The organism is Rhizobacter sp., assembly GCF_032229685.1.
GTDB lineage: Bacteria > Pseudomonadota > Gammaproteobacteria > Burkholderiales > Burkholderiaceae_C > LMDS01.
The window spans coordinates 53,334-65,636 of sequence record NZ_JAVTWP010000014.1 but is presented as its reverse complement, the minus strand read 5'-3'; the positions used below and the strand labels follow the sequence as shown (position 1 = coordinate 65,636).

Here is a 12,303-nt window from a genome sequence, read left to right as displayed (position 1 = left end):
TAGGTCACCAGAACGATCGCCACCGTGCCCAGAAACAGGGCACCCATGGTCCAGGCCAGCAAGTAGCGCTCGATCGAACGCACTCAGCCCTCCGTGACGCGGTACCCCACGCCCCGCACGTTCTTGATCACGCCGGCCCCGAGCTTTTTCCGCAGGTGATGCAGATGCACTTCGATCGCGTTGCTGCCGATCTCGTCGCCCCAGCCGTAGACCGACTCCTCGAGTTGCGCACGCGAGAGCACCGCACCAGGGCGCTGCATCAATGCCTCGAGCACGGCGAACTCCTTGGCCGACAGGTCGATCGATTCTTCGCCGAGTGTCACCAGCTTGCGCAGCGGGTCGAGCACGAGGGCCCCGAAGCGCAGCAGCGGTGACCCGCTGCCGACATGGCGCCTCAGCAGGGCCCGCACCCGAGCCACCAGTTCGTCCATGTCGAACGGCTTGAGCAGGTAGTCGTCAGCGCCAGCCTCCAGGCCGGCTATTCGATCGCGCACGGTGTCGCGCGCCGAGGTGATCAGGACCGGCATGGCGTTGCCCTTGCCGCGCAGTGTGGCCAGGATGGCCATGCCGTCCTTCTTCGGCAGCCCGAGGTCGAGCACAGCCAGGTCGTAAACGGCGTTGTCGAGCGCGAGTTCGGCTGCGCGACCATCGGTGACCGCATCGACCGCAAATCCGGCGTCTGCAAGCCCGCGGCGCACGGCGTTGCCGATCATGGCATCGTCTTCGATCAGCAGGATTCGCATCGGTTCGGGCTGACTCGGTTCAGGTCTTGCGGCTGGGCCCAGACCCGCCTCGCCATCGGGCCACGCATCGATCATAGAGGCTCAACAGGCGGGCGAACGTCGGCTGCATGCGCCGACTCAGTGCAGTGGCCGCGATCGCGCCCAGCCAGGCCACGGGCAACGCCGCCACGATGTCGAAGGGAAAGTGGACGCCGAGGTAGACGCGGCTCCAGCCGACGATCAGACCCAAACCCAGCAGGGGAAAGCCCCACAAGGCGACCGTTCTCGTTCTGAGCGAAGCGAAGGCGAGGGTCCACAAGACCGTCACCTGGCGACTCGGCAGGCCCGGGCTTGTGTCGTGCTCGAGATACTGCGTGCCCACGTGCAGCGACAGCGGGCGTGGTTGGGGCCAGACCAGTGAAACGAATTCCGCAAATGCCAGCGACAAGCCCACGGCGAGCAGCACCACGAGGATTTCGTGGCGTGCCTCTTGTGTGCCGCGAACCCACACGATCACCAGCGAGACCGGAACCAGCCAGATGATCCACCGCGCCAGCAGCGTGGCCACAAGCCACGGTGGGTAGCTCAACCCGGGAGCAGCGTTGATCAACTGAAACAGATGCAGGTTGTTCATGGGCGGGGTGCGAGCCGCTGGCACGTCGCGACATCGCTCGCAGGCTCGACGCATGCTCGAAGGCTGTCGCTTAAAAGAAACTTAACGCGTGGCCCGCGCGCAACCACACGGCAACTCGTGGCGGCCGAATTCGGCCGGCCCGGCGCGATGCAGCGGGTGTGGGCGTTAAGGCTTGCGTAAGGCCGTGGGCGCGATCATCGTCGAGTGCAAATATTCACAGGAAGTGTCTTCATCGAAAAGCGCAGGTCTCCGGCGCGGCGCTCGGCCCAGCGCACCCTGAGCCGCGCCTTTTTGCTGTTGTTCAGCCTGTACGGTGTGGCCATGGCGCAAGACTCGCCGCCGCCGGTGCTGCCGACCTTTGCAGAACTGGAGGCTGAGGGGGCCACGATCGGCGAGATCCGGGTCGTGCCCCAGGCCATCTTCGACACGTCCGATCCGAAAGAAGACAAACTGCTCTTCCGCGCGGCGAACGCGCTGCACATTCAGACCCGCCCTGACGTCGTCCGGCGCGCACTGTTGTTCAAGAGTGGCGAGCCGGTCTCGCTGCGCCTGATCGAAGAGACCGAGCGCCTGCTGCGCGCCAACCGCTATCTCTACGACGTGCAGTTCAGACCGGTGGCGTATCACGACGGCGTGGTCGACATCGAGGTGTCGACGCGCGACACGTGGTCGCTCGATCCCGGTGTCAGTGCCGGCCGCTCGGGCGGCGCCAACACCAGCGGCATCCACCTCAGGGAGTACAACCTCTTCGGCACGGGGGCGACGGTCGAGTTCATTTACTCCAGAAACGTCGACCGCACAGGAAACGAGTTCCAGTTCTCCAGTGATCGTGTCCTCGGGACCGGCGCGTCACTCGGCGTCAGCCACGCCACCAACAGCGACGGCCGGCGCGACACGGCGTCTCTGGTGCGGCCGTTCAACGAACTCGATGCGCGCTGGAGCGCGGGCATCGCTGCCGTCAAGGACACGCGCATCGACCCTGTGTACAACGCCGGCAAGGTGGTGGGCCAGTATCGCCACTGGCAGGAACAGGGCGAGGCGTTCGCAGGCTGGTCACCCGGTCTTGTGGGCGGATGGGTGCAACGTTACTCCCTGGGTCTGGCGTACCAGAACGACGCCTACGCGTCCGAACCGGGCCTCGCCGAACCCGCCCGCTTGCCGACCGATGAAAAACTGGTCGCGCCATTCTTCAGAGGAGCGCTCATCGAAGACCGCTACGAGCGGGAGCTGAACCGCAATCTGATCGGGCGCCCCGAGTTCTTCGCTCTCGGCCTGGCGTCGACCCTTCAACTCGGCTGGGCGGCGCGCCGACTCGGCTCCAGCCGGGACGCGCTGGTCTATGCATGGACGATCAGCCGCGGCTTCGAGCCGATGCCCGACCAGACGCTGGTCGCATCGGCCACGCTCACTGGCCAGTACGCCGGCACGCAGGTCCGGCGCCAGCGGCTGGGTGCGCAGGCGCAGTACTACCTGCCACAGACATCGCACTGGCTCTTCTACGCCTCGGCCGCGGGCGACTTGCTGACCCGGCCCGACGCGACCGACTCATTGCTGCTCGGCGGCGACAACGGCCTGCGCGGCTACCCGCTGCGCTACCAGAGCGGCACGCGGCGCGCCCTGTTCACTGTGGAGGAACGCTTCTACACCAACATCTACCTCTGGCGCCTGTTTCGAATCGGTGGCGCCGCCTTCATCGACGCCGGGCGCGCCTGGGGCGGCGACAACGTGAACACCAGCAACCCGGGTTGGCTCGGCAACGCCGGCTTCGGCCTTCGCGTCGTCAACGCACGCACGGCATTCAGCAACGTGCTGCACATCGACGTCGCATTTCCTTCAAACGCCAACTCTGACGTGAAGAAGTTTCAGTTGCTCGTGAAGACCAGGGCCAGCTTCTGAGTGGCGCGCCGCGCGATGCGGGGCCAGAGGCCAGCTGGAATGATGGGGTGGCTGATGGGGCTCGAAAGCAGCACGTAAGTTCTTGATCTCGTTGGAAACTTTCGCGGAGGATAACTGGTTGTTCCCCTGCCCGTTCCCCTATCCAGATTTTGCTGGAAAGAGACCTCGACTCGACGTCATTGTGCATCGGCCAACGCTGGACCACAACGTCTCATATCGATCCACCGTTGCACGTGCGGTCAAGCGTTTACTCAACTGCACCGCCGACATGAGTTGCGACCTTGGTCAATCCCCGGCTCCTGAGTGCGGTTGCTGGACGCCGACGGAGAGCGCTTCCTATCCTTGGTGGAAGCTATTCCGCATTGTTCCCGCCCCGCTTGGCGGACATGCGCTCCACCAACAACTCTTCATCGGTCAAGTGCAGGACGGTATAGATGCCCTCGGGAAAGCGCACCGACTGCTCCTGAACTTCATAACGGTCCGGGTCAACCGACTCGAACCAGGCCTCCGCAGGCATTTTCCCAACGCGCTTGGTTGTGGCGGGCTCGCTGAGCAGGTCGCTGGCGAATGAATCTTCGTCCAGGTCCCGACTCAACCACAGATGCTCCGGCACGCGCTTGGACCGAGACGACCACCAGCGACCCTTGTGGGCACCAGTGCCGTTGAAGATCAGCACCACCGGCTCTCCCGAAAGTTCAACGTACCGAATCGCCGCCGCCGGAAAGCTCGCCTTGAATGTCGTGGCAAGAGCGCTGATCATCGGTATCGCGACGCCACCCTTGCTGCTTCGGATCGCTTCCTTGAAGAGGTCGGTCGGCATCATCAGCGACGATGCGTAGTCGTCGGCTTCGCGCTCCTTGGTTCTAGCCGCCTTGTCCAGGGCCCGCTCCTCCACGCGGCAAACGAAACTTTGGCCGCGGTGCTGCTCCCAGTGACCCACCTCGTGTGCGATCGAGAATCGCCGCCGCTCAGGAGACACACCGGTGGTGACCGTCACGATTCCCTTGTCACCGTAGCCGAGCAAGGTCGCCTCGCACCCGACGAGCGCGCGGTCACGCACCTCCAGGCCAGCCTCGAAAGCGATGACCTCCAGATCAATGTCGTCTGGCGAGTCAACCAGTGTCAATCGCAGCAGTTCTTCGGGCCTTCGCATGGGGGCTCAACGCGACAGTTCCTGCACCTGCCAGTACAGGGCCAGCACCTCTTCGTCATCCATATCGCCGGGATCCCGGTTTCGGGCAGCCAGCGTGAGCTTGGCATCGTTGGCCGCGACGAGACGGGCCAGCCTCACCCTGGCTTCGTCTGCCGTGACAGTCGGGTCACGAATGAGGCCTGGCGCACCTCGAGCCTGTTCCATCTGTTGCCGCTTTATCGCTCGTTGCAGCGATCGTGAAGCCGCCGTCGCCTCCTCGACAGCGCTATTGCCGCGTTGAGCCGCCACTTCCGGATCGATCCCCTGTTCCTTCAGCTCCGCGTCGAGTTCGCTCTCGGTCATCCCCATCAGGTCTTCAACAGTCGCAACCCAGACGTTCCTGAGCTGCGTCCTTGTGTTCGAGGTCTTGCTCATTCGTCTCTCCTGTACCCGGCCAACCGACGCGCGATCAGACGTTGGACCGTTGCCAACTGGGATGCGTTCAGCTCCGCAAACTCTGCCAGGTCGGCGCCCTTCAGGCCCTCGGCGCGACCCATGAGCACCAGCTGCGCGTCTGGTCGATCTGCGAACACGGCCTGCAGCGCATCCATTTCTTGTTTGTACGCCAGTTCTTCCTCGGGGCTCGGCGCGCGGCCGTCGTCGGGGATCAGCAGCACTTCCAGGACATCACCCCCACCGCCCTCATCGTCGCTGGACACGAGGTCTTCCAGGCTGATTTCCGGCTTGCGCTTCCTTCGCTTGTGCCAACTCGAGGCGATGCTGCGCATCACCCCGAACAGGTTCACCTCGATCGGAACGCTTTTGTTGAGCTGGCGTTGACCTGCCAGGATCCGGAGCGTCGCCTCGCGTAGCAGGTCGTCGGGCTCGATGGCCAAGGTCCCGAGCAAGCGCTTGGCCATAACGATCCAGCGCTTGGAATCCACCCTGGTCGACAGGTGCGCCTCCAACCACACCTGGAACTCTTCGATCGTCCAATGCACGCGGGTCACCTCCAGCACCATGTTTTGTTCTTGGTCATCCTCAGTGCTCCTATGCCGGGGCAACTCGGACATCACCCCAAGATTTTCTGCGACCCGGTGAGGTTCGATGCGGATTTCAGCAAAGAAGAACGTGACGAACGTCCGGCAGGCGATCTTCCTTCAGTACCCCCGGCGCCCAGCTTCGCAGCGCAATGTCCGCGCGATCGATGACGCGGAGCATCCACAAGAGAGGGGATATGCCATCCAAGGCGGAGCGCTGAACCGCTTCAGGGCTACCTCACGAGGATTTTTCAGCCGATGTCTGCAACGAACCTCGGCCGGAGCATTTGATGGTGTGGGCAGTGGGATTGGCCAAAGGCTCACACGGCCGCACTCGACCTGAAGGAGGTGAACATGAACGGCAATCACGACGACGACAAGAAGCCGAAGATCTACAGATTCTTTGTGGGCTCGGAAAAGTACGAGACCACGGAGCGGGAACTTACCGGCGCTCAGATCAAGGCCTACGTTCCCGATGTGCCGCCCGGTACGAAGCTGTCGCTCGAAGGTCACGGCCACGATCCGGATCGGATCATCGCCGACGACGAGAAGGTGTCGATGGACGACGGCCATGGCCCGCGCCGCTTCACCTTGGTTCCGCCCGCCAACTTCGGGTAATCGCCATGGGACCGGTTGACATCCACCTGGACCGGCTCCGCGCGCGCGAGCCGGACTTGCAGGTCCAGGAGTTGCCCGATGGCAGCCGGGTGATCTCGATCCCGCACGTCGCCCTGCCCGCGGGCTGGAACAAACCGCAGACAGCAGTGCATCTGGTGGCACCGCAGGGCTACCCGTTCGCCCAGCCCGATTGCTTCTGGGCCGAGCAGGACCTGCGCCTGAGTTCCGGCGCGCTCCCTCAGAACGCCAACCTGACCAACCCCATTCCGCACCTTGACCAGCCCATGCTGTGGTTCTCATGGCACCTGCAGACATGGAACGCGACGCGGGACGACCTCACGACTTGGCTGACGGTGATTCGCCAGCGCCTGGCGCAACCGGTATGAAGACTGTCACGTTCACGCTTTCCGATCTGCTTGAACTTCATCGGCTCGCAGCGACCGAGCGCCTGGAGTCTTGCGCAGTCGGATTTGTCCATCGTGCCGGCGGGGGCCAAGACGGGCCGCGCTACACCGTGCGCGAGGTCATGCACCCCCCTGAGACCGCCTACCTGAATCGTAGCCCGAGCCGGGCCTCGCTTAGCCCCGAGTTCATGGTGACGGTGGCGAACCGGGCGCGCGTGCTTAAGGGCGGCGTGGCGATGCTGCACACCCATCCGGGAATGCATCCCTTCGAGGGTTTCTCCAGCGAGGATGATCATGGCGAAGCGGCCTTGCAGCCGTACTTCGCCGCGCGCGTGCCGGGCCAAGATCATTTCACCGCGGTGGTGACCCATTCCGCCGTGCACATGCGCGACATGGGTGGCACAACTCCGGTGACGGCTAGAGCGGTCGGGTCGTCGGTCCGTCGTTACACGGGCACCGATGACTACGCGGAGGATGCGCGCTATGACCGTCAAATGCGCGCCTTCGGACCGGACGGTCAGGCGAGCCTGCGCAATGTGGCTGTCGCCGTTGTCGGCTTGGGCGGCACGGGCTCGATCGTCGCGCAGCAACTAGCCCATCTCGGGGTCGGTCGGCTGCTTCTGATCGATCACGACGTTGTCGACCGGACCAATCTGAACCGTTTGCTTGGTGCGACGCCGTCCGACGTGGGCAAGCTCAAGGTCGAGGTCGCCCGCGCCGCTGTGCAGGCGATCAACCCGGCTGCGCACTGCGAGGCCCTCGAGGGCGATGTGGTCGACGGCGCCGTGGCCGGCCGACTTACCGAGATGGACTTCATCTTCGGCTGCACTGACTCGATGGCCAGCCGTTCGGTGCTCAACCAGTTGGCGTATCAATACTTGATTCCCATGATCGACATGGGCGTGGCGATCCACTTGGTCGATGGTCGGATCGCCTCGGTCACGGGCCGGGTGCAGATGCTGGCGCCGGGCCTGGGCTGCATGGTCTGCGCCGACGGGATCGATGGGCAAGCGGTGCGCTGGGAGCTGATGACGCCGGCGCAGCGCCACGCCGACCCATACTTCGTCGGCGCCTCGGTGCCCCAGCCCGCTGTCCTGCCGCTCAATGGAACTGTCACCTCGGCGGCGGTGACCATGTTCTTGTCGGCAGTGACGTCGTACCCGACAGAGGCGCGTCTGCTTCACTATGACGGTATCCGTGGGTCCGTGCGGCCCCAGGTGCTGCCTCCACGCCAGAACTGCATCGTCTGCTCGTCGGAAGGCGCGCTGGCTCGCGGCATGAGTTGGGCTCTCCCGGTGCGCCATGAGCACGTTGAATCCTGAACGCTCCCAGGTCATGTGGCTGGGTGCTTCGCCGAACTCGGGGCACCGCGCCGAACTCGCGAACCGGGGTTTGACGGTGTGCGAGGTAGACCCGGGTGACCTCGAGAAGGTGACTTTCGACTACAGGTTTGTCCGCGGCCTGGTCATCTGCGCCATGCCACCAAAGGTGCCCGCGGCCAAGCAGGCTCTCGGCGGAATCGCGATCGCTCTGGACCACGGACTCCAGATTCTGGTGCTGGTTGGTGACAGCGTCGCACACGCGTTCGTTCAAGGCTGCATCGACAAGGCCGTGCCCGTAGGACCCGCTCGCGAGCGCATCCGCTATCGACTAGGTGCAACGCCGCACGAGGTCGCAGAAATTTTTGCACGTCACACGCCAGGCCCCGCCATCCACCCAGCGCTCAAGATTGAGGCTTCGGACGGCGTGAACCTGACCGTGACGCAGGAGTTTCTGCTGCGACGCGCGTTCAGCGACTGTTCGGCGATTCATCTGACGGAGCTGTCAGGCGGACGATCGGCGCTGACGTTGTCCGTGCAGGCCACCCTCTCGAATTCCTTGGCCGGTCCCCACCCGCTGCCGTTCTTCGCCAAGCTCGACCGAGCGGCTTTGATCGCCGCCGAGCAGGCGTGCTACGAGCGCTATGCGGAGACCCATATCGCCTGGTATCTGCGCCCGAACCTCCAGCCGGCCCGTTGCCTGATCGGTGCCGACAACGGCATCCTGGTTGGTAGCTTCGTACCCAAGTCTGAGTCACTGTGGGCCTTGGTGGTGCAAGGACGCGCGGAAGCCGCAATTCAGAGCCTCTTCACCGAGACACTGGCGGGTTGGCGAACCGCGCACGCTGCGACGCAGACCGAGCACGGGTCGATCGCGCCCTCTCTCGCCGGGGTGTTCAAACCCGCGAACGTGCGCAAGCGTTACGTCAAGGCGGCGGCAAGCCTGGGATTCGTTCACGACCCGCAAGAGATCTGGGAAGCGTTTCTGAACTTGCCGACCCGGTGCTGGCCAAAGGCGCCTATCCACGGTGACATGCACGCTGAGAACGTGCGCGTGCGGGGATCCGACGCGATCATCATCGACCTTGCCAAGGCCATGATGGGCCCTCTTGGCGCTGACCCCGCCTCTCTCGAGGTGTGGATCGCATTTCAAAGCCCACCGAAGGGATTCGAGATCGAGCCGGTTGAGTGGTTGCAGACCGTGCAGGCGTTGTTCTCGTATCCACTCGTGGTCGAGTCACGCCCGTCCGATGCGGCGGCAGGGACGAACTGGCTGCGCGACGGCGTCATCCACACCCGCCGCGTCGCGCTCGCATCCAGCGCGCCTGCCGACTACGCCATCACCTTGGCGCTGTATCTGTTGCGGCGGGCAACATTCGAACCTGACTCGATAGATCCAATCGGTGACGAATACCGCAGGACCTGGGCTTGGGCGCTCGGGTGCAAGTTGCTGCGGACCATCGAAGAGACTGAGTGCCAGTACGAGGAGGTTGCATGAAGCGCCGCGCTGCCAGGATCCATTTTCGAGGTGTCGTCGAGCATCGGCATGAGGCCGATGACCTGGTCGCGAAACCTGGTGAAGCTGCCCTGGTGCACCGGGGCGTCGATCGATCCTTGGTCATGGCCTGCCCCGACGGTTGCGGAGAGATGCTGACCGTCAATCTTGACCGCCGAAGTGGGCCGGCTTGGCGCCTTTACCACGACACCGCCGTGGTCAGTATGTACCCCTCTGTGTGGCGCACCACAGGATGTGAAAGCCACTTCATCGTCTGGCGTTCGCGCGTCTACTGGTGCGACTGGCACGAAGAACTGGAGGCCACGAGTGAGTCGTTTGAACAGACGGTCCTGTCGCGGCTCACAGAGGAACTGCAACAGTACGTCGACGTCGCCGATCAGTTGGAAGCAGTTCCGTGGGCCGTACTTGTCGCCTGCAATCGGCTGAGGATGCGCGGGTTGGTCCAGAGCGGAGCGGGAGATGAAAAAGACCGCTTTCGGTTGGCAAGCCGGCAACCCTGACTTGCCAGTGACGAGCCCGATGGCTTGTTCAGCCGCGTCTACAGCCGCGTGTTTGTCGACGGCAGCAACGTGGCGACTTCTACGTTTCATGCTTACGGAGCCCGCCAGCTTTGAATTTCTCGCAGCCTGATGCGAATGCGCACCGACGGCAGATTTCAGCCGAGCTCGCATAGCCCGGCGCCAGCCTATCCAAGAGTATCCTTTCGCGACGCGCCGCCAGGGCCTTCACCTCCAATATGGACATCAATCGCACCTGATGGATTCTTGGCGCCGCACTACCGGGACGCCGAACGGCGACATATGCGTGATCCGAAACCGTCTCTCCCGTTTGGAGCGCGATCGCAGCGCGTTGTGCCGACAACTCGATCACGTCCGACAAGTAGGATCTGTCTAGCTCACGCGTTTTGAGTTCGAGCAGAACGATCACGCCGGACGGCACTTGATAGGCACGGTCTACTCGCGCAGAAATCGACAGGCGGCCCGTCGCCGCGAATAGCTGCTCGGCATACAGTAGCCGCGCGTCGCGCAGTTCCCTTGGCAGATTCACGGGCACCGATCCAGCACGGCGCCGCCTCGACAACGACCAGGCGACCCCGAGGGTGCTCGCGAGCATCAGCAGCGCGGCCAAGACGCTAGCGATCATGGCGGCGCCACTGCCACTCAAGCCATCGACTGGCGATCGGGACCACTGCGCGCAGCAGCGCACGCGCGACAGGAAGCAAGCTCGGACGGCGATCCAGAAACCTACACACGGCTGGCGCGAACCGGTAGTACGCGACGATCAAGCGGCGCCCCAACGGCCGAGGCCGCATGACTCGATCCCGGAAGCACCTCAAGATGTGGGTCCCTGGCGCTTCGCCGAACACCAGCGTCGCCACAAAGCATCGATCGCCAGTTCGTGCAGTATCTTGGCCGTCCCGGTAGAAAGTTTCATGGGCCCGCCGCCCCCGCTCCATCGCCTGCAGTTGCCCGGGCGTCCGTCGCCTGCCACGGTCATGCTCGAACTTGACCCGCCTCTCACAGACGCCCATCTGCGCGAGTTCGGACGCGCTGACCCGATCCATCTTGGTGGCTCGTCGCTTCGTGCCAGTCACGGTGTGCCCCTACTCGCTCAGCGGCTGCCCGAACATCTGGTTCGTCACGGTCGGTTCACCAGGATCGAACCCACCCGCTGTCGGACCTGCAGGCAACGGAAGCGCAGCCGCCGCGCCGGCCATCGCCGGCACGAGCAACCAGTTCTGCGCCAGCAGCCCTTCGTGCGCCAGAAAGCGCAGACGGTTGACCCGCTTCGTGCCTTTGTTGAATCGCGCCAGGTCGTCGTATAGCCGCGGGTTGTCTTCGCGATTCATCTCGAACAGCATGCTGATCGGGCCGGCACTCTTGGCTGGGATGGTCATGCGCCCTCTCCTTCCATTCGCGCCACGCGCCCGGTGCCACTGGCCGGCTCCATCACGCTGCGCGCGTAGTTCATGCCGGCGATCTGGAACCCGCGCACGTTGGCGTACATCGGCTCCCTCACTTCCAGGATGCGGTGCTTCGGAAAGGCCTGCTTCACCGCACCCTTGAACAAGAACGCTCCACCCCCGACGAGGATGATGTTCTGGAAGCTGTAGTCGGCCGGGATGCTTTCGAGCATCGCGCCGACGGCGCGTTCTGCCACCGAGTGCGCCACCGGCATCAGCTTCGAGATGTCGTAGGTCTTCTGATAGACCATCGGGTTCTTGCCCGTGCGCAGCGCTCGATCGATGGCGTCGAGGTCGGTGTAGGGTGTGCCGATCTCGGTGCTGATATCGCTCGCAATGACGCGCAGCACGTGCGACACCCCGCGGGTGACGGAGTCACTCGTCTTCAGCACGAGGCGCATGCCCCGCGCGACCAGCCAGTCAAAGGTCCGCGAGCCGGGGTCGATGATCAGGCTCTGCTCGTGCTCGATGGTCGCCATCTTCTGGTGTGTTGCGGCGTAGTACACGAGTGCGCCCTGCGGCTGCGCAACGACCAAGGCCTTGCGGACGATCACCGCCTTGCCGCCGCCGACGTCGTGCGTACCGGTCACCGCCTTTTCGAGCGCCGCCTTCTTGCCCATGAAGTGCGACACCGGCAGGCCCACCACCAAAAGGTCGATGCTGGGAACCTTCATCAGAGCGAGCGCACACCGCAGCAGCGCCATGTACTCGGGTGTCTCGGTGTAGCGATCGTGCAAGTGGGTGGCGCGAAGGTTGTCCGTCGCCAGCGCCACGTCCTGCCCCACCTCGTAGTACAGACCGTTGATCGGAATCGCCATCGTCTTGCGACGTTCGGCGGCGGGCAACGTGGCGGGATCGCGCGCGCTCGGGTAAGCCAGCGAGGGAATGCTGGCGCAACGAATATCGCCCCCGGCGACTCCGGTGATGAACTTGGTGTTGCCGAAGCCGACATCCACCGCTCTGACGATCAGTTCCATGACAAAGCTCCGCTTCAAAGTTGCAATCCCGCCAGCATCGACGGGCAGTTCCAGGTCATCCACGCGCATGTCATCGGTTCCG

The 12,303-nt window shown here is 64.0% G+C and carries 15 protein-coding genes; 6 read left to right on the top strand and 9 right to left on the bottom strand.

The features are described 5' to 3' along the window. Positions 1-83: 83 nt before the first annotated feature. Both AC30PD_RS07595 and AC30PD_RS07590 read right to left on the bottom strand, forming a co-directional pair. On the bottom strand, positions 84-743 hold the full coding sequence (locus AC30PD_RS07595; protein WP_489535043.1) for a response regulator: 660 nt from the start codon (positions 741-743) through the stop codon (positions 84-86). 19 nt (positions 744-762) lie between these two features. Beyond that, entirely contained in the window at positions 763-1,356 is a 594-nt protein-coding gene (locus AC30PD_RS07590) for a phosphatase PAP2 family protein (protein ID WP_489535042.1), read from the bottom strand. Positions 1,357-1,701: 345 nt separating this feature from the next. On the opposite strand from AC30PD_RS07590, the gene AC30PD_RS07585 reads away from it, so the two are divergent. After that, complete coding sequence (locus AC30PD_RS07585; RefSeq protein ID WP_489535041.1) at positions 1,702-3,252, top strand: BamA/TamA family outer membrane protein; 1,551 nt, start codon at positions 1,702-1,704, stop codon at positions 3,250-3,252. Between the two features lie 352 nt (positions 3,253-3,604). Here AC30PD_RS07585 and AC30PD_RS07580 read toward each other — a convergent pair whose 3' ends face one another. The 3 genes from AC30PD_RS07580 to AC30PD_RS07570 are packed head-to-tail and all read right to left on the bottom strand — an operon-like array spanning position 3,605 to position 5,457. Then, entirely contained in the window at positions 3,605-4,405 is an 801-nt protein-coding gene (locus AC30PD_RS07580) for an ImmA/IrrE family metallo-endopeptidase (RefSeq protein ID WP_489535040.1), read from the bottom strand. 6 nt (positions 4,406-4,411) lie between these two features. Continuing rightward, positions 4,412-4,819 (bottom strand): hypothetical protein, encoded by a 408-nt coding sequence (locus AC30PD_RS07575; protein ID WP_489535039.1) that lies wholly within the window; start codon positions 4,817-4,819, stop codon positions 4,412-4,414. Further along, complete coding sequence (locus tag AC30PD_RS07570; protein ID WP_489535038.1) at positions 4,816-5,457, bottom strand: hypothetical protein; 642 nt, start codon at positions 5,455-5,457, stop codon at positions 4,816-4,818. The genes AC30PD_RS07575 and AC30PD_RS07570 overlap by 4 nt, the downstream gene beginning before the upstream one ends. A gap of 321 nt (positions 5,458-5,778) precedes the next feature. Between AC30PD_RS07570 and AC30PD_RS07565 the strand changes: the two genes are divergently transcribed. The 5 genes from AC30PD_RS07565 to AC30PD_RS07545 are packed head-to-tail and all read left to right on the top strand — an operon-like array spanning position 5,779 to position 9,781. Next, positions 5,779-6,042 carry a hypothetical protein gene (locus AC30PD_RS07565; protein ID WP_489535037.1) on the top strand — a complete coding sequence of 88 codons (264 nt, stop codon included), beginning with the start codon at positions 5,779-5,781 and terminating at the stop codon, positions 6,040-6,042. A gap of 5 nt (positions 6,043-6,047) precedes the next feature. Continuing rightward, positions 6,048-6,428, top strand: coding sequence for an E2/UBC family protein (locus tag AC30PD_RS07560; protein ID WP_489535036.1), 381 nt, complete (start codon positions 6,048-6,050; stop codon positions 6,426-6,428). Further along, positions 6,425-7,768 carry a HesA/MoeB/ThiF family protein gene (locus AC30PD_RS07555; RefSeq protein WP_489535035.1) on the top strand — a complete coding sequence of 448 codons (1,344 nt, stop codon included), beginning with the start codon at positions 6,425-6,427 and terminating at the stop codon, positions 7,766-7,768. Before AC30PD_RS07560 ends, AC30PD_RS07555 begins: the two co-directional genes overlap by 4 nt. Then, positions 7,749-9,263 carry a phosphotransferase gene (locus tag AC30PD_RS07550; protein ID WP_489535034.1) on the top strand — a complete coding sequence of 505 codons (1,515 nt, stop codon included), beginning with the start codon at positions 7,749-7,751 and terminating at the stop codon, positions 9,261-9,263. Before AC30PD_RS07555 ends, AC30PD_RS07550 begins: the two co-directional genes overlap by 20 nt. Beyond that, positions 9,260-9,781, top strand: coding sequence for a ubiquitination-like system serine protease family protein (locus AC30PD_RS07545; RefSeq protein ID WP_489535033.1), 522 nt, complete (start codon positions 9,260-9,262; stop codon positions 9,779-9,781). The genes AC30PD_RS07550 and AC30PD_RS07545 overlap by 4 nt, the downstream gene beginning before the upstream one ends. Before the next feature lie 79 nt (positions 9,782-9,860). On the opposite strand, the gene AC30PD_RS07540 is transcribed toward AC30PD_RS07545, so the two are convergent. The 4 genes from AC30PD_RS07540 to AC30PD_RS07525 form a co-directional block, all read right to left on the bottom strand. Beyond that, complete coding sequence (locus AC30PD_RS07540) at positions 9,861-10,409, bottom strand: PD-(D/E)XK nuclease family protein (RefSeq protein WP_489535032.1); 549 nt, start codon at positions 10,407-10,409, stop codon at positions 9,861-9,863. A gap of 4 nt (positions 10,410-10,413) precedes the next feature. Continuing rightward, entirely contained in the window at positions 10,414-10,737 is a 324-nt protein-coding gene (locus AC30PD_RS07535) for a CFI-box-CTERM domain-containing protein (protein ID WP_489535057.1), read from the bottom strand. A gap of 147 nt (positions 10,738-10,884) precedes the next feature. Then, positions 10,885-11,178 carry a hypothetical protein gene (locus AC30PD_RS07530; protein ID WP_489535031.1) on the bottom strand — a complete coding sequence of 98 codons (294 nt, stop codon included), beginning with the start codon at positions 11,176-11,178 and terminating at the stop codon, positions 10,885-10,887. Further along, positions 11,175-12,290: a PRTRC system protein D gene (locus tag AC30PD_RS07525; protein ID WP_489535030.1), complete on the bottom strand. Its 1,116-nt coding sequence runs from the start codon at positions 12,288-12,290 to the stop codon at positions 11,175-11,177. Before AC30PD_RS07525 ends, AC30PD_RS07530 begins: the two co-directional genes overlap by 4 nt. Positions 12,291-12,303 lie beyond the last annotated feature (13 nt).